Consider the following 26,356-nt stretch of genomic DNA (forward strand, 5'->3'; position numbering starts at 1 on the left):
TAGACCTCCTATTGCTTATTTTTCCTCAAATTCAACAGCCATATCATCATGAAAACCAAATAAGTATGTGAAAATAAATCCAGCGACATATGCAATGAAGAGTCCGATTAAGTAAAGAAGCATTTGATGTGTGTGAACAATAAAGGTTAATGGAAGACCTGATACACCAATCGCTTTGGTTGCAATTTGAAAGTAGGCTTGAAATGCTCCGCCGATTCCAGCGCCAAGACAAGCGGTGAGAAATGGTCGTCCCAGCGGGAGTGTGACACCGAAAATGAGTGGTTCACCAATGCCGAGCATCCCTGAAGGAAGTCCACCGGCGATAGCTCTTTTGAGTTTTTTCTTTTTTGTTTTCATATAAATGGCGAATGCGGCACCTACCTGTCCGGCACCGCCCATAGCGAGAATCGGCAAAAGCGGGTCATCTCCTATGGAATTGATGAGTTCCATATGAATCGGTGTCAGTCCTTGGTGAAGTCCTGTTACAACAAGTGGAAGGAAGGTCGCACCAAGAACAAATCCAGCGAAGATTCCGCCCATATTTAATAGATAAGTTAATCCTGAGGTAATGGCATCCGATATAAATCCGCCGACTGGCATGAAGACAACGTACGTAAAAATGCCTGTAATAAGTAGTGTGATGGTTGGTGTGACGATGATATCAAGTGATTGCGGGACGAAGCGTCTGATTCTTGTTTCCACAAGTGCCATAAAGATGGCGGCTAGAAGAACACCGATAAGTCCGCCTCTGCCTGGTAGAATATTTGTGCCAAATAGCATTATGTCTGCGGAGGCTGGGTTAATAATGAGGATTCCAGCTAATGCGCCTAATGCAGGAGAGCCCCCAAACTCCTTTGCGGCATTTGTTCCGACTAATATACCGAGATATGCGAACAACCCTGAACCAATAACGGTTAAAATGATCGCCGCTTGAGATTTTTCATCAAGCCAGCCCGCTTGCACGATAGCTTTTGTAATCCCAGTAATAAGACCTGATGCAACAAGTGCTGGAATGATAGGAATAAAAATGCTGGCAATTCGTCGTAAGAACAGCTTGAACGGTGTGCGGTTCTTTTGTGAAATGGCTTGCTTGTTTTTTTGTGCTTCGTTGTTTAAATCATAGGATCCAGAGGCATTTAGCAGTTGTTCAAATGCACTTGATACTTGGTTGACAACACCAGTACCTAAGATAATTTGCAGCGTTTCTGCCTCGACGACTCCAATGACGCCATCGAGTTCTTTGATTGCATTGATCTGAACTTGTTCATTGTCAATCGGTGTAATTCGGAGACGCGTCATACAATGTGTATGGGAAGAAATGTTTTCAGAACCACCACAGAGAGAAAGAATGTCTTTCGCCAACTGCTGATATTTCGTTTGATGACTCATGTTGAATCCCCCTTTGTTTTTCGTTTCATGGAGCGGGTGGCATGTCTTGTTTTGTCAATATATTGCGCTGTCTCTTCATATTGACGGGAAGCTAAGCTGAGGAACAAGACATCAATTAAGTAGAGCTGTGCCATTCTAGAGGAAGTGGCTGCACTGCGAAAAGGTGCTTCATTGGAACCGGACGTCGATAGATGAACGTCACATAAGGCAGAAACGCTTGTTTGACCTGGATGCGTCAAGGCAATGGTTTTCACTTGATTGTCTTTTGCGAGCTGAAGGGCTTGAATGATGTCTAACGTTTCTCCTGAAAAGGATATACCGAACACGATGTCATTCTTTCCTGCATTTGCGATGACCGTTGATGCGATGTGCATGTCAGTGAAGGCAGTCGCTGCATAATTGATTCTGAGAAATTTCTGCTGGGCATCCGCTGCGACGATGCCAGATGCACCGACGCCGATAAAATGGATTTGGTTTGCATGCAGCAGTAATTGAACAGCTTTTTCTAACGCATCTGCATTTAAAATAGAAGCAGTGTCCTTAATCGATTGAATCGAGTTTCCTGCTGTTTTTTGAATAATGGATTCAATCGGTTCATCTTGTTCAATATCACGGTAGCCTTGTTTATCGCTATGCATCAAGTCGCCTGCGATCCGCATTTTTAAATCGTGATAGCCATCCAGCCCGAGAGATTTACAAAGGCGGATGACTGCAGAGCTGCTTGCACCGGCTGCCTGACTGATCTCGTGTACTGTGCTTTTAATGACTTTGTCAGGATGGGCAAGGATATAGTCTGCAATGATTTTTTCAGATTGGGGGAGCTTTGCTTTCATTGTGTGTAGTAGGGTGAGTCCACCTGCTGACATGAGCTCTGCCTCCTTTAGGATTGATGATGTGCGATGGCTTTGTCGATATGACCATTCGTTTTGTTGAGTAAATCCTTGGCTGCTTTCTTGTCTGTGTTTGTTTGGAGCATGACGATGGCAGTTTTGACTTCTAAGTCTGCCGAATCAAGCGTTTTTACGGCTTGTTCGTAGGAAGCGTTTGTCACATGTTGAATGATGGTGATAGCGCGTTCTTTTAATTTATGATTGCTGACTTTTACATCAACCATCAAGTTTTCATATACTTTCCCTTGTCTGATCATGACAGAGGTGGAAAGCATATTTAAAATCATTTTATGAGCGGATGCGGCTTTCATTCGTGTTGACCCTGTGATAGCTTCTGGTCCTACAACGACTTCAATGGCGCAGTCTGCCAGTTCGCTAATTTTTGCCTGTTCATTACAGCTGAGGGCTACTGTTTTTGCGCGGATGGATTTAGCATAGTTTAAAGCGCCAATGATGTAGGGTGTCCTGCCGCTTGCGGCGATACCGACGACTGTATCTTTTGATGTTAGGTGAATGTGTACTAAATCCTGTTTGCCGGCTTCTTCACTGTCTTCCACATCTTCGGCAGCATGTGAAAAAGCAGAGTCTCCGCCTGCCATGATGCCGACAATCACATCAGGTGAGACGCTATAGGTAGGAGGACATTCGACAGCATCCATCACGCCAAGTCTGCCGCTTGTCCCGGCCCCTAAATAAACGAGTCTGCCCCCATTTGAAATGGATTCATAGGCGAAGTCACTTGCTGTTTTGACATGTGGTAGGACACGGTTCACAGCTTGAGCGACCTTCATATCTTCTTCATTGATCATCTGGAGTATTTCAAGCGGATCTGCTTGTGATATTCCTATTGTGTTAGGATTTCTTGATTCTGTTGTCAAAGAACGCAATTGAGATGGCTGCATGCGACATTCCTCCTTATTTCTTCATTTTCAGTATATTCAGTATGATATGAAATTTCAACATTATATTTAAATACTGAAATTATATTTCAAACAAAAAGTAGTGCTAATTGAAGGTAAATAGTTAGAAAATAAAAAAAATAAAAATCCCCTTTACAAAAGGGGGACAACCTGTATATAATAACTTTTGTCAGCTTCACGGAAACAGTCAAACTTGACAAATTGGCCCGTTGGTCAAGCGGTTAAGACACCGCCCTTTCACGGCGGTAACACGGGTTCGAATCCCGTACGGGTCACCATGATGTGGAGGATTAGCTCAGCTGGGAGAGCATCTGCCTTACAAGCAGAGGGTCGGCGGTTCGAGCCCGTCATCCTCCACCATATGCCGGTGTAGCTCAACTGGTAGAGCAACTGACTTGTAATCAGTAGGTTGGGGGTTCAAGTCCTCTTGCCGGCACTGTTTTTTCTTTATCAATTCCATATGTGGAGGGGTAGCGAAGTGGCTAAACGCGGCGGACTGTAAATCCGCTCCCTCCGGGTTCGGCGGTTCGAATCCGCCCCCCTCCACCATTTTTGGGCTATAGCCAAGCGGTAAGGCAACGGACTTTGACTCCGTCATGCGTTGGTTCGAATCCAGCTAGCCCAGTTAAGACACCTTTTTTAAAAAGGTGTCTTTTTTTTATGTTGGCAGGCGGAATGTATAACTATTCAAAATATTGTTGAGTTGAGTCAGAAGGCATCAAGAAAGTAAACTATAAGCATGAACGGAAAGGGGATGTACATATGGGAGATCAAAAGAAGGTCACGATTATCGGGGTGCCGATGGATTTAGGGCAAATGAGAAGGGGCGTCGACATGGGACCGAGTGCGATTCGGTGTGCAGGCGTAAAAGAAAAATTGGAATCGCTTTCATTTGATGTGGAGGATCTCGGAGATATTCCGGTTGAACAAAGAGATGATGAAAAGGGTTTATATACAAGTGAAAAGCTAAAAAATTTAACGGAGAATGCTGGTGCGAATCAGCTGCTCGCTGAGAAGGTTGACAGTATTGTGCAATCAGGTTCATTCCCGCTCATTTTAGGCGGTGATCATAGCATTGCCATTGGCACACTTGCAGGTGTATCCAAGCATTATGAAAACTTAGGTGTCATTTGGTATGATGCACACGGTGATTTAAATACAGAGGAAACCTCTCCTTCTGGAAATATACATGGTATGCCGCTTGCAGTCAGTCTCGGCCTTGGCCATGCTGATTTAACGAACATTGGCGGTTATTCTCCAAAATTGAAGCCTGAGAATGTTGTTTTAATTGGTGCTCGATCCTTAGATGAAGGAGAGCGGGCATTGATAAGAGAGAAAGGTATTAAAGTGTATACGATGCATGAAATAGATCGTTTAGGAATGACAAGGGTGATGGAGGAAGCCATTTCATATTTAAAGGAAAGAACGGATGGTGTCCACCTGTCGCTTGATTTAGATGGATTAGATCCAGCGGAGTGTCCTGGTGTAGGAACTCCTGTGGCGGGCGGCATTAGTTATCGGGAGAGTCATCTTGCTATGGAGCTTTTAGAGGAAGCGGGTATTTTGACTTCCGCTGAATTTGTTGAGGTGAATCCGGTTTTGGATGAAAAAAATAAAACAGCCGAGGCAGCTGTTGCGTTGATTGGTTCGTTAATGGGCGAAAAGCTATTGTAGAGCGGGACTTGTTCCCGTTCTTTTTTGTTTTGGATAAATTTAAGGATATATTAAGGTTTTTACTGGTGGATATGCGTAACACGCTGTCAAAAATTTGTTACACTATTTTTTAGAGGAGAATGAAACCTTTTGGAAAGAGGTTCGTATACATAAAGACCGGTGAAGGCAGAGGTTGAATATACTATGGACACAATGATTAAAAAGAGAATTAAGCAATTGAAAAAAGGCGACCAGAACGCATTTGCAGACATCGTAGACCTGTATAAAGACAAAATTTATCAGCTGTGCTATCGTATGCTTGGGAATGCACACGAAGCAGAGGATATTGCACAGGAGGCGTTTATTCGTGCCTATGTGAATATTGAAAGCTTTGATGTGAATCGTAAGTTTTCTACGTGGCTGTACCGCATTGCAACCAACCTGACCATCGATCGTATTCGCAAAAAAAAGCCGGATTATTATTTAGATGCAGAGGTGGCAGGAACAGAAGGATTGAATATGTATTCTCAAATTGCTGCTGATGGCATTTTGCCAGAGGAAGAGGTGGTGTCTCTTGAATTATCGAGTACCATTCAGCAAAAAATTCTAAGATTACCCGATAAATATCGTTCGGTCATCGTATTAAAGTATATTGATGAACTCTCGTTAAAAGAAATTAGTGAGATTCTAAATATACCAGTTGGTACGGTGAAAACGAGAATACACAGGGGTAGAGAGGCTCTCCGGAAACAGTTGAGAGACCTTTGAGTGAGGTGATTTTGATGAGTTGTCAGGAAAAAATCGTCCTGCTTATGCATCAGTATTTAGACGGGGACATTGAGCCCCAAGACGAAAAAGAATTAAAAAGCCACCTGCAATCGTGTGAGGAGTGCCGTACTCATTTTCAACAAATTGAGAAATCCATCGCGCTTGTGCAGAGTACATCTCATATAGAAGCACCAACTGATTTCACTGCAAAGGTGATGGCAGGTCTTCCAAAGGAAAAAAAGCGTGTGTCGATTCAAAGGTGGATCAAAGCTCATCCGCTGATGGTGGCCGCTGCCCTCTTTCTCATTTTGATGGGAGGCAGTTTGTTTACAAGCTGGAATACCGATCATAATTTCAGTGTGTCGAAGCAGCCGAATCTCGTCGTTGTAAATGATACAGTGACCGTACCTAAAGGGGAAACCGTAAAAGGTGATGTCACTGTCAAAAATGGCAAGCTGATTGTAGAAGGCAAGGTTGATGGAAATGTCACCGTCGTCAATGGGGAACAGCTGACTGCTTCTGCCGGACAAGTCACTGGTCAAATTAATGAAATTAATGAAGTGTTTGATTGGATTTGGTACAAAATGAAATCCACAGCACAAAATGTGATGCGGGTCATTGGACCAGAGGAGCAAAAGTAATCATACGGGTCGAGAGCAGTCTCTTTAGGGACTGCTCTTTTTCTATATAATAGGTCAGAATGTATGCGAACTAGCACGCCAGCCATATATGGCAACTGTTTTCCTTGCTGAAACAAAATGTGATATAATAGCCACGCTATGTATTTACACATAGGCTCTTTTTTATTAAAAATGCATCAAACGAAGAATAACTGAAAATTCTGGAGGACGAGGAAATGGCTTTAGGGGATATTCCTTTTTTGCAGTACCTCGGTAATGCTGTTGATATTCTCGTTGTTTGGTATGTGATATATAAATTAATGATGGTCATCCGCGGAACAAAAGCGGTTCAGCTTTTAAAGGGAATTGTGGTCATTGTTCTCGTCAGGATGGGAAGTGCGTATCTCGGTCTTAACACACTTCAATGGCTGATGGATCAAGCGATTACGTGGGGATTCCTTGCGATCATTATTATTTTTCAGCCAGAGCTAAGGAGAGCGCTTGAGCAGCTTGGGCGCGGCCGTTTCTTCTCAAGAAGCGGGACACCTGTAGAGGAACAGCAGCAGAAAACGATCGAGGCAATTACAAAAGCAATTAACTATATGGCAAAACGCAGAATCGGCGCGCTGCTGACAATTGAGCGTGATACTGGGATGAATGATTACATAGAGACTGGAATTCCTTTGAATGCAAAGGTGAGTTCAGAGCTGCTCATTAATATTTTCATTCCAAATACACCGCTTCATGACGGTGCTGTCATTATGAAGCGTGATGAAATTGCAGCTGCGGCTTGTTATTTACCGCTGTCAGAAAGTCCTTTTATCTCAAAGGAACTAGGGACGCGTCATAGGGCGGCAGTCGGAATTAGCGAAGTGACAGACAGCTTGACCGTCATCGTTTCTGAGGAGACAGGCGGCATTTCTGTCGCAAGAAATGGTGATCTCCACCGAGAATTGACAGAAGAAGCGCTTGAAGAAATGCTGGTTGCTGAATTTAGTAAGAACAGCAAAGATGCTTCCTCGACCAAATGGTATTGGAGGGGCAAGAAAAATGGATAAGATTTTGAATAATCGCTGGGCCGTAAAGCTTCTTGCATTGGTCTTCGCTTTATTGCTGTATGGTGCAGTCAATTCAGCGCAAGCGCCCACGCCGAAAAAAATCGGTGAATCCTTTTTCCCAACATCGACGACAGATGAAGCAACCCTGACTGACATTCCTGTTAAAGCGTATTATGATGATGAGAAGTACGTCGTCACTGGTGTGCCGCAAACAGTTAATGTGACGATTAAAGGGTCAACGAGTGCTGTGAAAACAGCAAGACAAACAAAGAATTTTGAAATATATGCAGATATGCAGAATTTATCCACTGGTACCCATAAAGTGGAGCTGAAGGCAAGAGATGTATCAAAAGGACTCACGCTATCGATCAATCCATCTGTGACGACGGTGACGATACAAGAAAAAACAACAGCAGAATTTCCTGTTGAAACCGAATTTTATAATCAAAATAAAATCAAAGACGGCTATTCACCTGAACAGCCTATTGTGAACCCGAAAAAAGTCACAGTCACTGGTTCTAAGGACGTGATCGACAAAATTTCTGTCATTAAAGCATTTGTGAACCTGGAGGATGTCGATCAGCAAATTGAAAAGGAAGCGAAGCTCACTGTGTATGATAGCAGCGGGAACGAGCTGCCAGTCGAATTGAGTCCGTCTGTGGTGAATATTACAGTTCCCATCTCAAGTCCAAGCAAAAAGGTTCCGTTTAAAATAGAGCGGACTGGCAGTTTGCCGGATGGGATCAGTATCTCAAGTATTGAGACAAGCCCGAGTGAGGTCACAGTGTACGGCTCTCAAAAAGTGCTGGATTCGCTTGATTTTATTGATGGCGTCAAGCTGGACCTAAGCAAGATCAAAGATGATACGGAGATTGATGCCGACATTCCCCTGCCAGATGGTGTGAAAAAGGTATCGCCCGAAACAGTGAAGATCAAAGTGAAGGTTGCAACAGCGCAAGAAAAAAAGATCGATAATGTACCAATCTCTGTCGTAGGTCTGAGCAAGGATCTCACCTCTGATTTTGTGACCCCATCTTCTGGACGGCTCACATTAACAGCAAAGGGATCAAAGAGTGCGATTGATAAACTAAAGGCTTCAGATGTTGAAGCCTATATCAATGTCGGGGACTTGAACGAAGGAACACATGAGGTCACAGTTCAAGTGAACGGTCCTCAAAATGTGACGTGGACATTATCGAGATCAAAGGTCAAAGTGAAACTGACTTCTACTGAGACAGAAGATCAGCCAGCGTCTACAAATGATCAGAAGAAGCCATCTTCTGATGACGGTGATCAGGTAGAGAAGAGTAAAGAAGAAACCACGCAAGATAAAGCAAAGAAAGAATCAAGTCAAAGACAGCGGATCAAAGAAGATAAAAAAGAGGACGAAGCGTCCTCTTGAATGGTAAAAAAGGAGCGATTGAAACATGGGCAAGTACTTTGGAACTGATGGTGTAAGGGGTGTGGCGAATAGCGAATTAACGCCAGAGCTCGCATTTAAAATTGGGAGATTTGGCGGCTATGTGCTCACGAAGGATAAAGAACGTCCAAAGGTACTCGTTGGGCGAGACACACGTGTATCCGGTCATATGCTAGAAGGAGCGCTCGTTGCAGGCTTACTTTCAATTGGGGCTGAAGTGATGCGTTTAGGTGTGATCTCAACACCTGGCGTGTCTTATTTGACGAAAGCAATGGATGCAGAAGCGGGTGTCATGATCTCTGCTTCTCACAACCCAGTTCAAGACAACGGGATTAAATTCTTTGGCGGTGACGGCTTTAAGCTGTCTGATGAACAGGAGAATGAAATCGAGCAGCTGATGGATCAGCCGGTCGATCAATTGCCACGCCCAGTTGGAGCGGATCTTGGAACGGTGAATGACTACTTTGAAGGCGGTCAGAAATACTTACAATTCTTGAAGCAGACAGCAGACGAGGATTTCACAGGTATTCACGTATCGCTTGACTGTGCACATGGTGCAACCTCTTCTCTAGCGACACATTTATTTGCGGATTTAGATGCGGATGTGTCCACAATGGGAACATCACCAAACGGATTGAATATCAATGATGGTGTAGGCTCAACTCATCCAGAGGCGCTTTCTGCTTTTGTAAGGGAGAAGGGTGCAGATATTGGTCTTGCGTTTGATGGTGACGGCGACCGTTTAATTGCGGTCGATGAAAAAGGTGATATTGTAGACGGCGATCAAATTATGTACATATGTGCACGTTATTTGAAGGGCGAAGGCCGATTAAAGGATGACACTGTTGTTTCCACGGTCATGAGTAACCTAGGTTTCTATAAAGCGCTCGAGAAACAAGGCATTAAGAGCATCCAAACCGCTGTTGGTGACCGTTATGTGGTTGAAGCGATGAAAAAGGATGGGTATAATGTCGGTGGTGAGCAATCAGGCCACTTGATTTTCCTTGATTACAATACGACAGGTGATGGCATGCTTTCTGCGATCATGCTTGTCAATACACTCAAAGCAACAGGAAAAACATTGTCAGAGCTAGCAGCTGAAATGGAGAAATTCCCGCAGCTTCTAGTGAATGTGAAAGTGTCTGATAAATATAAAGTAGAAGAAAATGAAAAAGTAAAAGCAGTGATTCAAGAGGTTGAAAAAGAGATGAACGGTGACGGCCGTATTCTTGTTCGTCCATCTGGAACAGAGCCGCTTGTACGTGTCATGGCAGAGGCGAAAACAAAAGAGCTATGTGATGAATATGTGACTAGAATTACCGCTGTTGTGAAGGAAGAAATGGGTATTGAGTAATAGATAGCAAAGCAAATCGCTAGCAGCGGTTTGCTTTTTTTTCGAATAAACGTCATAAATGGATGGATTTGTACGAATCTTATATGCGAGGGCAATTCACTGTTGTCTTCATACATAAGAGAGCACATCAAAGGTAGAACGAGACAAGCCTCATCGCATATATTGTATGGAGGTCTTACTTTCTTGAAAGGGATCACCCGCTACATTGTGATTGACGGAGGTCAGACCTTATAGTACAATCATCCTTGTGTTACTGGATTTTTATTCTATCAGGAAAGGCAGGGTAGATGTTCAGAAACTCTCTTATAATTATAGCGCCCGAACTAAGCGATCGGACGAAAGATGCTTAGTTGACGAGGATGGAGGTTATCGAATTTTCGGCGGATGCCTCCCGGCTGATCAAAAAAGAGATCACAGCCGTAAGTGTTTCTTTAAAGCAAAGAGGTGACTCTTTGTACAAAGGGAATACACATGATCTCCCAAATTAAACATGTAGAGAGGGACGAAGAAATGTCCCTTCTATTGTAGTAGGCTTTCTTTGTCCCTTTTACATGATCGGGAGGAAGAATATTTATGTGTGGAATCGTAGGTTATATTGGTCAGAATGATGCGAAGGAAATCTTATTAAAGGGTTTAGAGAAGCTTGAGTACCGTGGGTATGACTCAGCTGGTATCGCTGTGGCAAACGAAGAAGGCGTGCATGTGTTCAAAGAAAAAGGACGTATCGCTGAGCTTCGTGAAGTTGTTGATGCAAACGTAGCATCTTCAGCTGGAATCGGACATACACGCTGGGCAACACACGGTGTACCAAGCCATCTAAATGCGCATCCGCATCAAAGTGCTTCTGGCCGTTTTACGCTTGTTCATAACGGTGTCATCGAGAACTATGTACAATTGACACGCGAATATTTACAAGACGTCACACTAAAAAGCGACACAGATACAGAGGTTGTTGTTCAAGTCATCGAACAATTTGTGAACAGAGGTCTTGATACAGAGGAAGCTTTCCGTCAAACGCTTCTTCAACTAAAAGGCTCTTACGCAATTGCTCTTTTCGATAACGAAAACAAAGAAACAATCTATGTGGCGAAAAACAAAAGCCCATTATTGGTTGGTTTCGGAGAAGATTTCAACGTTGTCGCTTCTGACGCAATGGCGATGCTTCAAGTAACAAACGAATATGCGGAATTAATGGATAAAGAAATGGTCATTGTCACAAAAGACGAGGTTATCATCAAAAACCTTGACGGTGATATCATGACACGTCCTTCTTATATCGCTGAGCTAGATGCAAGCGACATCGAGAAAGGCACATATCCTCACTACATGTTAAAAGAAACGGATGAGCAGCCGCTTGTCATGCGCAAAATCATCCAAGAATATCAAGACGAAAACGGCAAGCTGTCAGTCGCTGGCGATATTGCAAGCGCAGTAGCAGAAGCAGACCGCATTTACATCGTGGCTTGTGGAACGAGCTACCATGCAGGGCTTGTTGGTAAACAATATATTGAAGACTGGGCAAAAGTACCTGTAGAAGTCCATGTAGCAAGTGAATTCTCTTACAACATGCCGCTTCTATCGAAAAAGCCGTTGTTCATCTTCCTTTCTCAATCTGGGGAGACTGCGGACAGCCGTGCTGTCCTTGTTCAAGTCAAAGAGCTTGGTCATAAAGCATTAACGATCACAAACGTACCAGGATCTACGCTTTCTCGTGAAGCGGACTTCACATTGCTTCTTCATGCAGGACCAGAAATCGCAGTGGCTTCAACAAAAGCCTACACAGCGCAAATCGCTGTTCTTGCGATCCTTGCATCCGTTGCAGCTGAATTAAATGGTCAATCTCTTGACTTTGATCTTGTGAAAGAGCTTGGGATTGTGGCAAATGCAATGGAAGCCCTTGTCGATCAAAAGGATGAAATGGAACAAATCGCTCGTGACTTCTTCACAGTGACACGTAACGCATTCTTTATCGGAAGAGGACTTGATTACTATGTGTGCCTTGAAGGCTCACTAAAACTAAAAGAGATCTCTTACATCCAAGCAGAAGGATTTGCTGGCGGAGAACTCAAACACGGCACAATTGCTTTAATTGAAGAAGGCACACCGGTCATTGCCCTTGCAACACAAGAGCACGTGAACCTCAGCATTCGCGGGAACGTCAAAGAAGTCGTTGCACGTGGTGCAAACCCATGTGTCATCTCACTAAAAGGCCTAGAAGACGAAGGCGACCGTTTCGTCCTTCCAGCTGTACACCCAGCACTTGCACCACTTGCATCTGTTGTCCCATTACAGCTGATCGCTTACTACGCAGCCCTTCACCGCGGGTGTGATGTGGATAAACCACGTAACCTTGCGAAGAGTGTGACGGTGGAGTAGGTTTTAAATAAAATCTGATTTTTTAAACCCCTTTAGATATAATTATCTAAAGGGGTATTTTTGTGTCTAAAGAACTAAATGAAATGAAAGATAGATTCGATAAGATCTTACATGTTCAAGGGAGCAGAATCGTTATGAGTGAATATTTAAAAAAGGAGAAACGGGGAATTATTTTTTTCTTCATCGTTTATATTGCATTGTTTATAAGCTCTTATTTGTTGATTGGCGGGCCTGCTACCGTGGAAGGACCGATTTGTGTATTTCTAGGATTCTGTTTCGTTCAATTTCATAAATATAGAGCCTTCAAAAAAGATGCAGGTAATAAAAAGGGAATAGGCATACTAAGAGAGCAGCATATAGAGAAGGCCATACAGCTTGAATATTTTAAAAAGAAAGCGAGAAAAACACATGACCAAACCTAAAATCTATACAATGAGCTTTGCAAAAGTCTATCCTCTCTATATCGCAAAGGCAGAGAGAAAAGGACGAACAAAGGCTGAAGTCGATACTATTATTTGTTGGTTAACAGGGTACAGTCCGGAAGAGCTGGAGGAACGGGTGGATCAAAAGATAGATGTTGAAAACTTCTTTGCGGAGGCTCCAGAGCTTCATCCTTCTCGCAGTTTAATCAAAGGAGTCATTTGTGGTGTTCGAGTAGAAGACATTGAGGAAGAAACCATGAAAAATATTCGGTATCTAGATAAGCTGATTGATGAGTTAGCGAAAGGAAAGACGATGGAAAAAATTTTGCGAGGTTCATCATGACCATCACAAGCAAGCCCAGTGAATAACCTTCACTGGGCTTTTTTATATTTATAGACCATTCGACCAATAAAAATAAAATCCATTTGAACGAATTCCCTCTTCGTGTCGTCAAAAGAAGTGATATCAAAAACAAATTGGCGTTTGAAAAGGGAGTGGCGTGATGGACATGAAGATGATTTTACCTCTCATTTTGCTGCAAGCCATTTTAATGGTGATTGGATTGTTTGATTTGCTGAAAAGAGATCCATCGAGAATCAGGGGAGAGGTGAAGTGGGTTTGGGCTTTGGTGATTGTTTTTGTGGCGAGTGCCGGTCCTATTGCGTATTTCATTTTTGGCCGTAAACAATCTTAAAAGGGGGAATTCGCTTGAATATGCTGGAGTGTCATGAACTGACGAAATCGTATGGTCGGCATGAAGTGTTAAAAGATGTTTCGTTTTCTGTTGGGGAGGTTGGATGTGTCGGCTTTTTAGGAGCCAATGGAGCTGGTAAGACTACGACGATTCGAATTTTGACGGGGCTTGCTCGTCCTACGACTGGTGTCGTGAAGGTGGCGGGTATGGATGTGACGAAGGACATGGATGACATCAGTCATGTGATTGGCTATTGTCCGCAGCAGCCTGCATTTTATCAAGATATGACGGGGCAGGAGTGGATGCATTGGGTTGGCGGATTATTTCATTTAGAGAAAAACATCATTCGTTCCAAAACAGATGAATTGTTGAAACTTTGCCGCATATACGAGGCGAAGGATCGTGCCATTGGCAGCTATAGCGGAGGCATGAAGCAGAGGCTTGCCATTGCGCAGGCACTGATCAACAGCCCGAAGGTTCTCATCTTGGATGAACCTGTGTCGGCACTTGATCCTATGGGGAGAAAAGACGTCCTGATTTTGATTGAGCGTCTAAAGCATGAGATGCTGATCTTTATGTCGACCCATATTTTAGATGATATTGAGCGGGTGGCGGATCATATTATCATGATCAACAGCGGCAAAATTGAGATGTCCTCTTCGATGAAACAGATCAAAGAAGACTATATCCAGCCAGTGATTGAATTTCAATTAGAACAACAGAATACGAAATTAGTGGCTTTGTTAAAAGAGCGGGATTGGGTGGAGGAATGCTTTGAGACAGGAGAGGCTTATCAGGTGCGAGTGAACAATCAACAAAGGGCATTGAAGGAGTTGCCTCGTCTGATCACTGAATCTGGCGGTGTTCTCCTCCATTATCGCCTATCTAAGCTGACGCTTGAAGATATTTTCATGAAGGTTGTGACGGCATGATGATGTTGAAAAAGGAATTTAGGGAGTTATTCACTAGTTATAAAATGTTGTTTGTACCAATCATTTTTACGATTTTAATGATCACACAACCTATTACACTCAAAATGCTGCCAGATCTATTGTCGAAATCAGCGAATTTACCTGAAGGCTCCACATTTTATATACCAGAGCCTAGCGCTGGTGAGGCTTTAGCGAGTGCATTGAGTAAATTTGATACACTCGGCGTGTTCATCCTGATTATGATCGTGATGGGGACGATCGCTGGAGAGCGTGCCTCTGGTGTGACGGCCATGATTATGGTGAAGCCGATCAGTCGAATGAGTTATTATGTCTCGAAAATTTGTGCCTATTCTTGTTTGACTTTGTTTAGTTTGGTAGTGGCAGTGCTTGTGTCCGTTTATTATGTGGATATTCAATTTGGGCATGTGGATTGGGTCAATGTCGTAAAAGGAACACTTCTTTATTATCCCAATTTATTGCTGATTGTCGTGTCGACCATTTGTGCTTCGGCATTCTTTACGCGTTCCGTCACAGCTGGCGGTGTGTCGCTTTTGATCAACCTTATTTTATTTACCGTTCCTTCATTTTATGAGGATACATTAGGGAAGTTTGCACCGAAAGGCGTCACAAGTGCGGCTGAGGAGATGATTCATAGAGGGACTTATTCGGATCAGGCACTTACAAGCTTTCTAGGTGTATCGGTATTGATTGGTTTCTTTTTTCTCATTGGATGGTTTCTTTTTAGAAGACAAGAATTATAGAATTAATGGGGAAAATATCGAAGTGGAGTATATCTTAAAAAAGAATAGTAAATTATTGTTTTTAGTATATTTTACCTAAAAATCAAAAAATAAACAATAAAGGTTTACAACCTATTTATTGTAAATTATAATTTTGTTTATCAGATTATTTCGATTTTTAAGGAGTTTGTAATGCTAAAAAAAAACCCGCTTATCATTATAATTGCTACATTTTTCAGTTTTGTTGGTAATGGCATGCATTTTATAGCTATATCATGGCTTGTTTATGATATTACTGAAAATCCATTATATGTTAGTGTTCTTGTGGCATTGTCCGTTATCCCTGGTATTTTCACATCTTTTTTTGCAGGTACAATTTCAGACAAATTCAATAGAAAGAAAATAATGTTATATATGGACATTTTCAGGGGGATTATTGTTTTTATACTTTTCACTATTAACTATTTTTCAAAAGTGGAAATTTGGCATTTATTCATAGCTACAATTTTAATCACTGCAGCGAGCAATTTCTTCTTTCCCGCATTAAAAGGGATATTAAAAGAAGCTATTCCTGAAGATGACTTTCTGAGAGTTGTTACAGCTAATTCTACTGCACTTCAAATGGGGACTATTTTGGGTGCAGGCTTATCTGGTTTTTTAATCTCAATATACTCCCCATATACTGTATTCTTTATTGACGCTTTAACTTTCTTTTTATCAGCTATTTTAATTTCGTTTATACAATTACAAAGAGATACCCTCTCTATAATGGGAAAAGAAAATGAAAGAATTGATTTTATCAAAGATTTCAAAATAGGCATTCACTATTTAATTTCAAAAAAAACTTTAATGTTTTTATATTTAATGGGCTTTCTACCAAAAGTTATTTTTGATGTAATTAACTCTCTGTTAAGTGATTATACTGTTAAAGATTTAGATTTAGGAGCAAAAGAGTATGGTCTTTTAGATGCAACTTTTGCACTAGGAAGCGTTTTGATAGGGATATATGTAGTTACTTTTATTAAAAAAGATAAAGTGGAAAATATTATTTATAACTATTCTTTTCTGGGTATTGGATTGAGTTTATTTATTATAGGTTTTTCATTAAACTTCTACATGAGTCTAGTAGGTCTATTTTTGTTGGGGGTTACTACCATGTTTGAGGCGGTATCTAGAAGAACCTTAATTATGAAAAATATTGATAAAGACTTAATTGGGCGTGTAGAAAGTTTTTACTGGATAATAATTTCAACTCTAACTCCATTATTCGCTGTGTTTTCTGGTTACTTTGCTAAATATATTGGAACTTCAAATATACTATCTGTACTCGGAATGTTGTCTATAATATTATTTTTAACTGCATTTAAGGGAGGAAAGAAAAATTTCCTTAAATTAGAATGATGTGAAGTTAAATAATTTGTTTTTAATTAAAGGAGGTGAATATAATGGGGAATTTTGCACATGTTGAAATACGTGATTTTTCTGATGCAGAATCTGTAATTACACCTGTAATTCAGGTATCTAAAAACGAAAAAGCACCAACGTTAGATCAAATGATTGATAATATCGATGAATTATTTGAACATCAAAAATTCTATGCGCGATGCACGTGTGATGTTAATGCACATCTCTAATCAAAGTTTTTAATTTGGAATAGGGAGCTTATGGCTCCCTTTTATAATTTATGGAGGCAATGATAATGAAAAAAACAGCAGATTATAAAAAGAATTCAAATAAAATTCTTTTGACAGATCGTTTAGATAGGAAATTTTATATAGAAGCCAAGCCAAACGAATTATTTTCATCTATACTAAATAGAAATCATATTCCTTTGGATGCCGTGATAGTTAGAAGAAATGGAGAAGTGATTGATGATTGGCTTATGAGGTATTCTCCTAAAGATAATTATATAATTGAGATGGTAAGAGCTTATCATCTACCTGATTTTTTATCTTTATTAAGGTTGTGGGATACAAATATATATCAACAACCGATAAAAGCTGATGATCATGCCTACTATACAAGGCGACATTTTTTACACGATAGTCAAAATGGTGATTATAAATCTACGCAGTCGACGTTTAATAAGCGAGATTTTGTAGCATATATAGAGAATCTTTTTGCAGATGGTGTTAAGAGGGAAACATTAATTGATGAAAACGAGCATATTTCTTTGGCGATATCTGGGGGCAGAGATAGCCTTGCATTAGGATATCTTTTAAATAATACCAGAGAATCTCTACCTAGTTTTTCAGTTTCATCAATACATGTAAGTACTTTCTCAAAAGAAAAAGAAACAAGTTTTGCAGCTGAAATAGCTCAAAAATTTGGATATTCACATAGAAATATTTCAGAAAATGAGGTTAGAAATATTTTTAATTTTAAAATACCAACATATGAGGTTATGGAAAAAGTAAAGTATGATTATAATAAGGCTTATTCAATTGGAACAGCACATGCAATTATGCGAGGAGTAGTCGAGTACTATTCAAAAGTAAACGGGATTAATAAAATTGCTTTTGGGTTAATGTGTGAGGATATAGTAACTTCAATATTGAAATCTAAGTTTATAGGATCACCTTTCCTAGGACCTTTTAAAAGGAAATGGGGCGAATTCGAATTAATTTATCCTCTATGGTCAATTACAAAAAAGGAACTTACTTTATATTTGGAGGCTATAGTTCCAGAACACAACACTCAAGGAAGCCCAACACAATTTGATCGGGGAGCCCTAGATAGAGATATCTACTATTTATTAGCTGATACTTTAACAACTATTTTCCCAGGTTCTGCTTATCAATTGTTTAAAGGTCATCAGAAAGAAACTGAATATCATAATATCTCATTGGATTATAAAAAGTGTGAAAACTGTCACAGTACTTTCAATGATTCATATAAAGTTGATTCTAATATGCACATTGCTGATAGTTTATGTGATTTGTGTAGATTATTAGAAAAAATGAATTTAATTAAATAAATTATTCATAAATATAAAGGAGAATTGTAAAAATGTTTAGGATAGAAATTGAAAGTGATTTATCACTCAAAATTTTAATATACAAAGATGCTCCTTTTCTAAATATATTAATTGAAAATAATAAAGAACATCTTGGTAAATGGTTGCCTTGGGTTTATTCCAATAATCAAATTTCTCACACAGAAAACTTTATAAAAAAAGCAAATGAATTATTCATGACAAACAATGGATTTGAAGTTGGGATTATGATCAATGATGAACTTGTGGGAGTTTTTAGACTTACTCTAAAAGGAAATATAGGAAATATAGGATATTGGATTTGTGAAGAATATGAAGGGAAAGGATTTATTAGTAAAGTAGTTAATTATATAATATCATTAAATTATTATGAACTAAAAACTTATGAAATCATATGTCCAGAGAATAATTTTAGAAGCAGAAAAGTAGCGGAACAGAATGGGTTCACATTAGATTCTGATAATGTACAAACACATAATTCATTTGGTTATCACCTAGTTAGATATAAAATGAATGTTCAGTAAAAATTTGTGAAAGAAAACGTAAAAAATAAGCATTGCTGTATTCTCTTAGATATCATGCAAATGAAAATAAATCTTTGTAGTATTATACGGGACAGTTGCCAATAGCCAGTTCTTGTCTGCTATCCTACGTGATGGGACAGCTTAAGTCATGTTTATCCATTCCAACTGGTCACGTCTTTTCTTTTTGAAACGCCTTATTTATTTGAGTTCACTAGAAGCACGTCAATCTGAGCAGGAAAATAAATTTTGATATGAAGGATATAAATTGATTGTATTTGAAAAGGGGTTTATCAGTGCGAACATCACGTAATCCTGAGACGGTTCATCCCCAAGTTGTAACCTATATTCATCAGATATAGAAACAACAGGACCACAGCGGTAGTTAACTCTATCAGGTCAAGTAGGGATGGAGGCGAATGGAACAATTCCAGAGAGTCCATTAGAGTAGCTCGAATTAGCGTTAGAGAATGTGAAACGAAACGTAGAAGCGGCAGATATGACGGTGGAGGGCATCACGAAACTAGTATTTTATCTCGTAGGAGTGTTCGATGCGGAGAGCAGACAACGAATCATGGGGCAGTTTTTAGGCGATCATCTGCCTTGTATGACGATGATTTATGTGGTGGTATTGGCTTCACCTGCTTTAAAGGTCGAGGTAGATGCGTGAGCTTGTCGGGAGTTTTAATTGGTAAAAGATTGGGTGGTTGATGCTCAATCTTTTTTGTTTTGTGAGGTTTTAAGGGTTCTTGTCAGGGTGGATATCGAGCCGATCTCATTACATTTACATGTCATCGTAAAAAACATTCAATAGTTAGTAAGTATCAGGGAGGAGAGCGTGTAGTTCTTATCAAATAAAGGATTAAAAAGAAACGCCATTTCTTTCGAAGGTGTGGGGGCTGTTTTGCTAATTCTCATGATGCTGAAATGACTGCCGATTTCTGCAGACTGGGAGTTGCCTTTGATTTTGTTTGGATTGGGGATTTTGTTTTATGTGAAACGTGTGCTTTGGAAGGGAGAAAAGAGTCATCATTCATAAGTATGATACCTAGGATGTATATTCTAGGTTTTTTTATTAAATTTACCTTAAAACGTATGTTTTTACATGGGTGTAGAGACCAATTTTTTGAAAGTGTGGTAGGATATATATGCTTTTATATTATTCGGAGGAGCTGTCGTGTTGAAAGGGTCTAGGGTTGAGTTAATTGATAGTTTGCGTGGTTTTAGTTTATTAGGTATTTTGATCGTGAATATGCTTAATTTTCAATATGATTATGATTTTAAGAAGATGTTTGATCCGAGCATATGGGGACAGGAATTCGGGGTATATGTGACGGAGATATTGTTCCAGGGGTCGTTTTATCCGATTTTCTCCTTTTTGTTTGGGTATTCTTTTATTAAACTGATTGAATCCACTAAGGCCAAGGGGCTGAATACGAATGCTATTGTCGTTCGCCGCGGCTTTGGTCTGATTGTGCTTGGGATGCTGCATTTAATCTTCATTTGGAGTGGCGACATTCTTCTCTATTATGGAGCTTGTACGTTTTTCCTAATGATGTTTATAAACAGTCGAATCAAAACAGTGTTTATATGGTCGGGTATTTTAGGTGCCTTATCTTTAGTGATTTATCCATCTCTAATGAATTTTATTTACGGAAATTCTGATTTATTAACGAATGTATATGGGACTGGTACATTTGGCGACATTGTGTTGAGCCGGATTACAATTGAAGATGATATGGTCATCGTCTCCATCATTATGGCGATTGTAACTCTTACTCTGACGCCAATTTTAGGTCTTCTCTTTGCTCCTATCATGATCGGTCCATTTGCACTGCTTGGTATGGCCATTGGGAAAAAAGGTCATCTAACAGAAGAAGATCGAGGAATCGCTTATCGTAAAGGCTGGGTCTGGATGATTGTCGTCGGGCTTGCGCTTAAATGTGCGACCTTAATTGATGCGCCTTGGAGTGAATTCGTTATGATTCTCGGTGGATATGTGCTGGCGATCGGGTATATTCAAGCCTTTATTGTGTTTTACTATTCGAAGGCAGCCCAAGGCCTCAAACGTCTACTTGCAGGGCTTGGCCGTTTGTCCCTATCAAATTATTTGGCGCAGTCGATCATTTGTACAACGATTTTCTATTCTTATGGACTTGGTCTATTTGGACAGATGGGGTCAATGTTTGGACTGCTGCTCGCTGTCGGACTTTACACAGCACAGCTGTTCATCAGCTATCTCTATTTGAAAAAATGGAGAAGAGGTCCGGTGGAGTGGATGATGGGAAAATGGGTGTATTGGAGATAAATTTTTTGGGGAAGGCCGCATAGCTGAAGAGCTGTGCGGTTTTTTTAGTTGTATTGCAATCAAAAAATGGTTGATTATTCTCCTAGTGTGTATATAATGTATATATAGTGTATATACAATATTTTGTTCCAAACACCAGTACAGAAAAAAAGAGGTTTTTATATGCAAATTACGATTTCAAACCACTCTAAGGAGCCCATCTATGAGCAAATTACGAATCAAATTAAATCGATGATTTTAACGGGTGAGCTGGCGGAGGGCGCGGCGCTGCCGTCTATTCGAAAGCTGGCGAAGGATTTACAAATCAGCGTCATCACAACAAAGCGTGCATATGAAGAGTTAGAGAAGGCAGGATTTATTTATTCGATTGTCGGTAAGGGATCATTTGTTGCCGAGCAAAACCTAGAGGTCATGAGAGAGAAAAAATTGAAGGTGATTGAGGAACAGCTTGGAGCGGTTGTGACAAACGGCAAGGAATTAGGCTTATCTTTTGATGAATTGCAGCAGTTATTAAAGTTCTTGTATGAGGAGTGAGATGAGTGGAGTATGTGATTGAATTCAAAGGAGTATCAAAACGGTTCAAAGACTTTTCTGTGCAGAATCTTGATTTACAGGTCAAAAAGGGCTTTGTTACTGGGTTTATTGGAGAAAATGGAGCCGGTAAGTCGACCACGATTAAAATGATCATGAATTTGTTAAAACCAGATTCGGGTGAGGTTAAAATTTTTGGATTAGATTATGGCACCCATGAAAAAGAGATTAAGGAACGAATCGGCTTTGTTTACGATGCTAACGTTTTTTTTCCAGGATTGAATTTAAAAGACATCAAACGAATTGTGGCACCTGCCTATAAACGCTGGGATGACCAGCTTTTTTATCAATATATTGAACAGTTTGGTCTGCCGCTGAATAAAGCGATCAAAACATTTTCGAAAGGGATGCAGATGAAGGCGTCACTTGCGATTGCGCTGTCGCATCATGCCGAGCTGATTATTATGGATGAACCAACTGCTGGGCTAGATCCGGTCTTTAGAAGAGAGCTGCTCGGCACGTTACAAGAATTGATGATTGATGGAAATCGAACGATCTTTTTCTCGACGCATATGACGACTGATTTAGATCGCATCGCGGATTATATAGCGTTTATACAAAATGGAAAATTGGTCTTTCAACAGTCGATTCACGAGGTAGCGGAGAATTATGCGCTTGTGAAGGGGAGCCTGGATTTATTGGATCGAGACACAGAAAAGGCGTTTATCCATATTCAGCGTACGGCAGCCGGATTTGAAGCATTAACAGATCGGATTGATGAGGTGAAACTTATTTTTGGGGATGCTGTTGTGATTGAACCGGCGTCGCTTGAGGATATCATGTTTTATTTGAAAGGCGGGATTGCGCATGTTTCATTTAATTAAGCGTGATGTGATTTTGCAAAAGAAGCAGTTACTTATTTTTATTCCGTTTATCTTGTTTTTTATTTTCATGGATGTCCATCCAGTATTAACGTTTCTAGTCGCTAGTGTCTTCATTCCATTTAACACATATGCTTATGATGAGAAGGCAGAAACGAATATCCTCTTAAATTCTTTGCCTTATACACGGAATGAAATTATTGCATCCCGTTATCTTGGTGCCGTTTTTTATATGGTCATTGCGATCGGGCTGACAAGTGCTGCTTTCTTTAGTTTTGGGAAGCTGTTTTCGATAACGGATATTGCTCTTGGCAGCGGGTTGTTTTTATTGTTTGCGGCGTGTACCTTTCCATTATTTTATATCTTAAAGCCTGGTTATATCACAACGGTAGTGCTCATTGGCTTTATTCTATTATCTGCTATGGGACCGCCTGTTGTTCTCTATTTAGCAGAGCAATTCAGTGGGATCACTGATTTTATCATGAATTTATCGATCCCTATTGTATATACGGGGTCAACTGTACTGATTATGCTCATCTACTTGCTGTCTTGGGGACTTTCTACTGCGATTTACCAGAGGAAAGTGTTTTAAATCAGATGATCACATCATTTATAGAGAATCATTCATTTTGAGGTAGGCCTTTCAAAATGGATGATTCTTTTTTTGCATCCGGTGAAATTGACATACAGAAGAAAAGAGGTTATTGTTAATTAACATAATGTTAATTATTTTTAACATATTGTTAAATAAATCATCCTTTAAGAAAGGAATTTGAAATGGAGATTAAAAATAGAATTAAGGTATTACGGGCAGAAAGAGACTGGACACAAAAGGATTTGGCAGATAAGTTAGGTGTGACTCGTCAAACTGTGGCAGCGATTGAAAATGGTAAATATTCTTTGTCTTTAAAATTAGCATTTCAAATTGCTAGGACATTTGAAGTTGATTTGTATGACGTATTTCAAGAGGTCGACAAGGAGGAACAACAATGATAACGACGATCATACTTTATTCTCTGATTACCCTTTCTGTTTTAAGCACGGCCTTTCAATTTAAGAAAAACCGTGAATATAAACATGATGAACGAGGTCAATTTATTTTAGCGAAAGCAGGAAGTTTTTCCATTATAGGTGTGGCTTTAGCCTATATATTGGTTGCTGTCGTTCAATCTTTGGTCCATCAATTCTCATCTCCAACAGAGTGGTTTTATATAGCGATTACGTTTATGTATGTATCAAGTGTTTGCGCAAATACAATCGGCATCATCTATTGTGAAAGAAAATATTAATTTTCATCGATGGATGTAAGCTAGAGTTCTTCATCATGAAGGGAAGAGAAAACCAATGAAAAAAATATTGAGAATCATGTTGATCTCCATAGGCACCATTATCACGGTCATGGTTGTTTTTCTAGCTACTGTTTATTTTGTAAACCTCATTAGTAATGAACGGGAGAAAGGGAAAATAGAAGCTTATGGGCAAAAGGTCTTGGTGGATGGGAAGCAAATGAATGTGCTCATTCAAGGTGATGGGAAAGAAACGATTGTTCTTCTCCCAGGCTATGGAACTGCTTCACCAGTGCTAGATTTCAAGCCTCTAGTAGATGAATTATCACCTTATTATAGAGTCGTAGTGATTGAACCATTTGGATATGGTTTAAGTGACGATACAGATAAAGTACGGACAAGTCAAAACATTGTAGATGAGATTCATGAATGTTTGCAGAAGCTCAACATTAAAAAGTATACGATGATGGGTCATTCGATCTCTGGCATTTATGGATTAGAATATGTGAATCAATATGAAAAAGAAGTCAAAGCTTTTGTTGGAATTGACAGCAGTGTTCCTAAGCAGGAGGATGCAGATGAATTGCCAGTTTCCAGCTTACAGCTGCTTCATCAATCCGGCTTTTACAGATTGATAGTGAAAATCAATCCAGATCAACTGGTGATGCCTAAAGTAGATGATCAAACGAAAGCTCAGATTAAAATGCTGACTTTCCGAAATTTCTTGGATGAAAGCCAAGCTAGTGAGGCAGAAAACTTCACGAATAATTTTAAACACGCAGAGCGCTTACATTTCCCTAAGAATCTCCCTGTTGTTTTCTATCTAGCAGATCAAACGGAAGAAGAAACACCAAGCTGGAAACCAATGCATGAAGATCTCCTGAAAAATGTAGATCACGGAAAAGTAGTTACTTTCAAAGGCGGCCATTATTTGCATCATACGAAATCAAAGGAAATAGCAGCTGATTTTAGAGAATTTCTAACTAACAACGAGAGTCACCGTTAGTCATATACCTTCCCGGCATCATCTAGTTACCCAAGTTTATTGAACAATATTTTCATTTTCTCGTGTTAAAAAAGAGACCGTGTGAGCGGTCTTTTTTTTATATACAGAACCTATATTGACAGTTTATCATGAAGTAGATTAAAATACATACCAACAGTCGGTATGTAAAAAGGAGGCGTTTTATTTGGCCAGAAATAAATATCCAGAAAAGACAATCAAGCAAATTTTAGATGTGTCGACGAAGCTGTTTCAGGAAAAAGGATTTGAAAAGACGAGTTTGCAGGATATCATCCATGAATTGAATATGTCTAAAGGGGCTATTTATCATCATTTTAAATCGAAGGAAGAAATATTACGTGCCGTGATGGAGAGGCAATTTCGTCATGCGACTGAGAAGCTTGAAGATCTGATTAAGCATACAGAAGCAGCGCATGCAAAAGAGAAGCTGCAGCGTATTTTAGAGCAGCTAGTGGCAGATCCAAAATCTCATTCGATTGATGGGATCTTGGTTGACCAGATCAAAAACCCGCAATTTGTGGTTGAAGGGATGAAGGCAGGAGTCAATCAGGATGCGCTTAAAATCAAACAGCTGATTCTTGAAGGAATTGATGATGGTTCGATGACAACTGCATTTCCTGGTGAAGTGGCAGAAGTGTTTATGCTTCTCGTGAATATATGGCTGAACCCAACGTTATTTGCTCGTGATGAGCAGGAAACTAGTCAACGTTTACTGTTTTTACAACAGATGATGAAAGGTCTCGGAGTGGATGTGGTGAGTGATCTATTTATTCAAAAGGTCACAGCGCATTATGCTGGGATTGGTGGATATGATCAGCCTGGAACCTAAATGGCCAGAAAAGAGTCAAAAGCAAAATTCATTTCATAGGAGGATCCCTTATGCTTCACTTCGTAAAACTTGAGCTAAGAAAAAGTCATATGAAACATTATATTCAAGCTAGTATGATTATCAGTATTGTACTGCTGGTGTTTATTTATTTTGTCGCGTTTGTTGCACAGGTTGAACAGGAAATAGGTTTTCAGCAATATCCGAATATCTATTTGTTGACGAGTATAGTATGGATGATCTTTTTTTCGATCGTCACAGCCATGATGTATTGTCGAGTAATAGTGACCGCATTGAAAGAACATGAATCTCATTCATTAAGTATGAAGTCATCCCTCCTTTCGAGAATGGTTTGGATGCTGTGCTTTTCTACAATTGTCATGCTGTGTAGTATCATTCCTTCATTTGTTGTGTTTAGTGTCACTGAAACGTTCTTCCCTATTGTTCAAGATGCGCTGACAGCTGATGTCATGTTCATTGTAATCAAATCGTACCTAGTGTTTACTTGTTGTATCAATGGAATTGGCATGATTGCGATGAGAGTGGGGGTAATGAAGAGGTCTACTTTCATGACCATTCTGACTGCGATTGTTCTATGTGCTGTTTTAGGAAACGTATTAATCGCTGTTTATGGAAATGATCAAATGAATGTCATTTTGTCAGGAGTCATGATGATAGCTGTCCTCATAGTGATCTTGGAATTATGGGGCCGCATGACCCGGCTTCAAGCGAGATAAGCGAGTATAC

28 protein-coding genes, 5 tRNA genes and 1 pseudogene are annotated in these 26,356 nt (G+C 40.0%); 31 read left to right on the top strand and 3 right to left on the bottom strand.

The window, feature by feature from the left end:
• Window positions 1–15: 15 nt before the first annotated feature.
• From MHI16_RS01020 to murQ, 3 genes are read right to left on the bottom strand one after another with little or no spacing between them, the layout of a single operon-like run.
• Window positions 16–1,389 carry a PTS transporter subunit EIIC gene (locus tag MHI16_RS01020; protein WP_058015147.1) on the bottom strand — a complete coding sequence of 458 codons (1,374 nt, stop codon included), beginning with the start codon at window positions 1,387–1,389 and terminating at the stop codon, window positions 16–18.
• Entirely contained in the window at window positions 1,386–2,255 is an 870-nt protein-coding gene (locus MHI16_RS01025) for a MurR/RpiR family transcriptional regulator (protein ID WP_058015148.1), read from the bottom strand. Before MHI16_RS01025 ends, MHI16_RS01020 begins: the two co-directional genes overlap by 4 nt.
• Before the next feature lie 14 nt (window positions 2,256–2,269).
• Window positions 2,270–3,181 carry an N-acetylmuramic acid 6-phosphate etherase gene (gene murQ / locus MHI16_RS01030; RefSeq protein WP_058015149.1) on the bottom strand — a complete coding sequence of 304 codons (912 nt, stop codon included), beginning with the start codon at window positions 3,179–3,181 and terminating at the stop codon, window positions 2,270–2,272.
• Between the two features lie 221 nt (window positions 3,182–3,402).
• Here murQ and MHI16_RS01035 point away from each other — a divergent pair.
• The 31 genes and pseudogenes from MHI16_RS01035 (at window position 3,403) to MHI16_RS01185 (ending at window position 26,346) form a co-directional block, all read left to right on the top strand.
• Window positions 3,403–3,477 (top strand) — tRNA-Glu (locus MHI16_RS01035).
• Between the two features lie 6 nt (window positions 3,478–3,483).
• Window positions 3,484–3,559, top strand: a tRNA-Val gene (locus MHI16_RS01040).
• 3 nt (window positions 3,560–3,562) lie between these two features.
• Window positions 3,563–3,635 (top strand) — tRNA-Thr (locus tag MHI16_RS01045).
• Between the two features lie 28 nt (window positions 3,636–3,663).
• Window positions 3,664–3,748: transfer RNA gene (locus MHI16_RS01050), tRNA-Tyr, on the top strand.
• Between the two features lie 4 nt (window positions 3,749–3,752).
• Window positions 3,753–3,824: transfer RNA gene (locus tag MHI16_RS01055), tRNA-Gln, on the top strand.
• Between the two features lie 137 nt (window positions 3,825–3,961).
• The gene (gene rocF, locus MHI16_RS01060) at window positions 3,962–4,873 is read left to right on the top strand and encodes an arginase (protein WP_058015150.1); all 912 of its coding nucleotides are present in this window, start codon (window positions 3,962–3,964) and stop codon (window positions 4,871–4,873) included.
• A 183-nt stretch (window positions 4,874–5,056) separates the two neighbouring features.
• Window positions 5,057–5,620: an RNA polymerase sigma factor SigW gene (gene sigW, locus MHI16_RS01065; RefSeq protein ID WP_003217112.1), complete on the top strand. Its 564-nt coding sequence runs from the start codon at window positions 5,057–5,059 to the stop codon at window positions 5,618–5,620.
• A gap of 14 nt (window positions 5,621–5,634) precedes the next feature.
• Window positions 5,635–6,261: an anti-sigma-W factor RsiW gene (gene rsiW / locus MHI16_RS01070; RefSeq protein ID WP_044139276.1), complete on the top strand. Its 627-nt coding sequence runs from the start codon at window positions 5,635–5,637 to the stop codon at window positions 6,259–6,261.
• Window positions 6,262–6,476: 215 nt separating this feature from the next.
• Complete coding sequence (gene cdaA, locus MHI16_RS01075) at window positions 6,477–7,298, top strand: diadenylate cyclase CdaA (RefSeq protein WP_008360587.1); 822 nt, start codon at window positions 6,477–6,479, stop codon at window positions 7,296–7,298.
• Window positions 7,291–8,700, top strand: a complete 1,410-nt coding sequence (locus tag MHI16_RS01080) for a YbbR-like domain-containing protein (protein WP_268467778.1) — start codon at window positions 7,291–7,293, stop codon at window positions 8,698–8,700. Before cdaA ends, MHI16_RS01080 begins: the two co-directional genes overlap by 8 nt.
• A 25-nt stretch (window positions 8,701–8,725) precedes the next feature.
• The gene (gene glmM, locus MHI16_RS01085; protein ID WP_058015153.1) at window positions 8,726–10,072 is read left to right on the top strand and encodes a phosphoglucosamine mutase; all 1,347 of its coding nucleotides are present in this window, start codon (window positions 8,726–8,728) and stop codon (window positions 10,070–10,072) included.
• Between the two features lie 573 nt (window positions 10,073–10,645).
• Entirely contained in the window at window positions 10,646–12,448 is a 1,803-nt protein-coding gene (gene glmS, locus MHI16_RS01090) for a glutamine--fructose-6-phosphate transaminase (isomerizing) (RefSeq protein WP_008360582.1), read from the top strand.
• 62 nt (window positions 12,449–12,510) lie between these two features.
• On the top strand, window positions 12,511–12,870 hold the full coding sequence (locus tag MHI16_RS01095; protein ID WP_058015154.1) for a hypothetical protein: 360 nt from the start codon (window positions 12,511–12,513) through the stop codon (window positions 12,868–12,870).
• Complete coding sequence (locus MHI16_RS01100) at window positions 12,857–13,213, top strand: DUF2200 domain-containing protein (protein ID WP_058015296.1); 357 nt, start codon at window positions 12,857–12,859, stop codon at window positions 13,211–13,213. The genes MHI16_RS01095 and MHI16_RS01100 overlap by 14 nt, the downstream gene beginning before the upstream one ends.
• A gap of 160 nt (window positions 13,214–13,373) precedes the next feature.
• On the top strand, window positions 13,374–13,565 hold the full coding sequence (locus tag MHI16_RS01105) for a PLD nuclease N-terminal domain-containing protein (protein ID WP_003217265.1): 192 nt from the start codon (window positions 13,374–13,376) through the stop codon (window positions 13,563–13,565).
• A 14-nt stretch (window positions 13,566–13,579) separates the two neighbouring features.
• Window positions 13,580–14,497: an ABC transporter ATP-binding protein gene (locus MHI16_RS01110; protein ID WP_058015155.1), complete on the top strand. Its 918-nt coding sequence runs from the start codon at window positions 13,580–13,582 to the stop codon at window positions 14,495–14,497.
• Window positions 14,494–15,258 carry an ABC transporter permease subunit gene (locus tag MHI16_RS01115; protein WP_058015156.1) on the top strand — a complete coding sequence of 255 codons (765 nt, stop codon included), beginning with the start codon at window positions 14,494–14,496 and terminating at the stop codon, window positions 15,256–15,258. The genes MHI16_RS01110 and MHI16_RS01115 overlap by 4 nt, the downstream gene beginning before the upstream one ends.
• Before the next feature lie 171 nt (window positions 15,259–15,429).
• A complete protein-coding gene (locus tag MHI16_RS01120) occupies window positions 15,430–16,638 on the top strand; it encodes an MFS transporter (RefSeq protein ID WP_058015157.1) in 1,209 nt (402 codons plus the stop codon).
• Between the two features lie 44 nt (window positions 16,639–16,682).
• Window positions 16,683–16,871, top strand: coding sequence for a hypothetical protein (locus MHI16_RS01125; protein WP_058015158.1), 189 nt, complete (start codon window positions 16,683–16,685; stop codon window positions 16,869–16,871).
• A 65-nt stretch (window positions 16,872–16,936) separates the two neighbouring features.
• Entirely contained in the window at window positions 16,937–18,214 is a 1,278-nt protein-coding gene (locus tag MHI16_RS01130; RefSeq protein ID WP_058015159.1) for an asparagine synthase-related protein, read from the top strand.
• A 32-nt stretch (window positions 18,215–18,246) separates the two neighbouring features.
• Window positions 18,247–18,756, top strand: a complete 510-nt coding sequence (locus MHI16_RS01135) for a GNAT family N-acetyltransferase (RefSeq protein ID WP_058015160.1) — start codon at window positions 18,247–18,249, stop codon at window positions 18,754–18,756.
• Between the two features lie 293 nt (window positions 18,757–19,049).
• Window positions 19,050–19,423: pseudogene (locus MHI16_RS01140) on the top strand (RidA family protein).
• A 510-nt stretch (window positions 19,424–19,933) separates the two neighbouring features.
• Window positions 19,934–21,061 carry a DUF418 domain-containing protein gene (locus MHI16_RS01145; protein ID WP_058015161.1) on the top strand — a complete coding sequence of 376 codons (1,128 nt, stop codon included), beginning with the start codon at window positions 19,934–19,936 and terminating at the stop codon, window positions 21,059–21,061.
• A 162-nt stretch (window positions 21,062–21,223) separates the two neighbouring features.
• Window positions 21,224–21,595 carry a GntR family transcriptional regulator gene (locus MHI16_RS01150; protein ID WP_003217079.1) on the top strand — a complete coding sequence of 124 codons (372 nt, stop codon included), beginning with the start codon at window positions 21,224–21,226 and terminating at the stop codon, window positions 21,593–21,595.
• Between the two features lie 5 nt (window positions 21,596–21,600).
• Window positions 21,601–22,476: an ABC transporter ATP-binding protein gene (locus MHI16_RS01155; protein WP_342498034.1), complete on the top strand. Its 876-nt coding sequence runs from the start codon at window positions 21,601–21,603 to the stop codon at window positions 22,474–22,476.
• Window positions 22,460–23,065 carry an ABC-2 transporter permease gene (locus tag MHI16_RS01160; protein ID WP_058015162.1) on the top strand — a complete coding sequence of 202 codons (606 nt, stop codon included), beginning with the start codon at window positions 22,460–22,462 and terminating at the stop codon, window positions 23,063–23,065. Before MHI16_RS01155 ends, MHI16_RS01160 begins: the two co-directional genes overlap by 17 nt.
• Before the next feature lie 185 nt (window positions 23,066–23,250).
• The gene (locus MHI16_RS01165; RefSeq protein ID WP_342498035.1) at window positions 23,251–23,466 is read left to right on the top strand and encodes a helix-turn-helix transcriptional regulator; all 216 of its coding nucleotides are present in this window, start codon (window positions 23,251–23,253) and stop codon (window positions 23,464–23,466) included.
• Complete coding sequence (locus tag MHI16_RS01170) at window positions 23,463–23,762, top strand: hypothetical protein (protein WP_144472485.1); 300 nt, start codon at window positions 23,463–23,465, stop codon at window positions 23,760–23,762. The genes MHI16_RS01165 and MHI16_RS01170 overlap by 4 nt, the downstream gene beginning before the upstream one ends.
• Before the next feature lie 55 nt (window positions 23,763–23,817).
• On the top strand, window positions 23,818–24,765 hold the full coding sequence (locus tag MHI16_RS01175) for an alpha/beta hydrolase (protein WP_342498036.1): 948 nt from the start codon (window positions 23,818–23,820) through the stop codon (window positions 24,763–24,765).
• A gap of 214 nt (window positions 24,766–24,979) precedes the next feature.
• Window positions 24,980–25,612 (top strand): TetR/AcrR family transcriptional regulator, encoded by a 633-nt coding sequence (locus tag MHI16_RS01180; RefSeq protein WP_342498170.1) that lies wholly within the window; start codon window positions 24,980–24,982, stop codon window positions 25,610–25,612.
• Window positions 25,613–25,662: 50 nt separating this feature from the next.
• Window positions 25,663–26,346 (top strand): bacitracin ABC transporter permease, encoded by a 684-nt coding sequence (locus MHI16_RS01185; protein ID WP_342498037.1) that lies wholly within the window; start codon window positions 25,663–25,665, stop codon window positions 26,344–26,346.
• Window positions 26,347–26,356: the final 10 nt, after the last annotated feature.

It is taken from the genome of Bacillus sp. FSL K6-0923 (assembly GCF_038630825.1).
GTDB lineage: Bacteria > Bacillota > Bacilli > Bacillales > Bacillaceae > Bacillus > Bacillus pumilus.

Coding starts and splice junctions, on each gene's coding strand:
- MHI16_RS01020 (WP_058015147.1), bottom strand. CDS start 1,389: ATGAGTCATCAAACGAAATATCAGCAGTTGGCGAAAGACATTCTTTCT.
- MHI16_RS01025 (WP_058015148.1), bottom strand. CDS start 2,255: ATGTCAGCAGGTGGACTCACCCTACTACACACAATGAAAGCAAAGCTC.
- murQ (WP_058015149.1), bottom strand. CDS start 3,181: ATGCAGCCATCTCAATTGCGTTCTTTGACAACAGAATCAAGAAATCCT.
- rocF (WP_058015150.1), top strand. CDS start 3,962: ATGGGAGATCAAAAGAAGGTCACGATTATCGGGGTGCCGATGGATTTA.
- sigW (WP_003217112.1), top strand. CDS start 5,057: ATGGACACAATGATTAAAAAGAGAATTAAGCAATTGAAAAAAGGCGAC.
- rsiW (WP_044139276.1), top strand. CDS start 5,635: ATGAGTTGTCAGGAAAAAATCGTCCTGCTTATGCATCAGTATTTAGAC.
- cdaA (WP_008360587.1), top strand. CDS start 6,477: ATGGCTTTAGGGGATATTCCTTTTTTGCAGTACCTCGGTAATGCTGTT.
- MHI16_RS01080 (WP_268467778.1), top strand. CDS start 7,291: ATGGATAAGATTTTGAATAATCGCTGGGCCGTAAAGCTTCTTGCATTG.
- glmM (WP_058015153.1), top strand. CDS start 8,726: ATGGGCAAGTACTTTGGAACTGATGGTGTAAGGGGTGTGGCGAATAGC.
- glmS (WP_008360582.1), top strand. CDS start 10,646: ATGTGTGGAATCGTAGGTTATATTGGTCAGAATGATGCGAAGGAAATC.
- MHI16_RS01100 (WP_058015296.1), top strand. CDS start 12,857: ATGACCAAACCTAAAATCTATACAATGAGCTTTGCAAAAGTCTATCCT.
- MHI16_RS01105 (WP_003217265.1), top strand. CDS start 13,374: ATGGACATGAAGATGATTTTACCTCTCATTTTGCTGCAAGCCATTTTA.
- MHI16_RS01115 (WP_058015156.1), top strand. CDS start 14,494: ATGATGATGTTGAAAAAGGAATTTAGGGAGTTATTCACTAGTTATAAA.
- MHI16_RS01120 (WP_058015157.1), top strand. CDS start 15,430: ATGCTAAAAAAAAACCCGCTTATCATTATAATTGCTACATTTTTCAGT.
- MHI16_RS01125 (WP_058015158.1), top strand. CDS start 16,683: ATGGGGAATTTTGCACATGTTGAAATACGTGATTTTTCTGATGCAGAA.
- MHI16_RS01130 (WP_058015159.1), top strand. CDS start 16,937: ATGAAAAAAACAGCAGATTATAAAAAGAATTCAAATAAAATTCTTTTG.
- MHI16_RS01135 (WP_058015160.1), top strand. CDS start 18,247: ATGTTTAGGATAGAAATTGAAAGTGATTTATCACTCAAAATTTTAATA.
- MHI16_RS01150 (WP_003217079.1), top strand. CDS start 21,224: ATGCAAATTACGATTTCAAACCACTCTAAGGAGCCCATCTATGAGCAA.
- MHI16_RS01160 (WP_058015162.1), top strand. CDS start 22,460: ATGTTTCATTTAATTAAGCGTGATGTGATTTTGCAAAAGAAGCAGTTA.
- MHI16_RS01165 (WP_342498035.1), top strand. CDS start 23,251: ATGGAGATTAAAAATAGAATTAAGGTATTACGGGCAGAAAGAGACTGG.
- MHI16_RS01170 (WP_144472485.1), top strand. CDS start 23,463: ATGATAACGACGATCATACTTTATTCTCTGATTACCCTTTCTGTTTTA.
- MHI16_RS01175 (WP_342498036.1), top strand. CDS start 23,818: ATGAAAAAAATATTGAGAATCATGTTGATCTCCATAGGCACCATTATC.
- MHI16_RS01185 (WP_342498037.1), top strand. CDS start 25,663: ATGCTTCACTTCGTAAAACTTGAGCTAAGAAAAAGTCATATGAAACAT.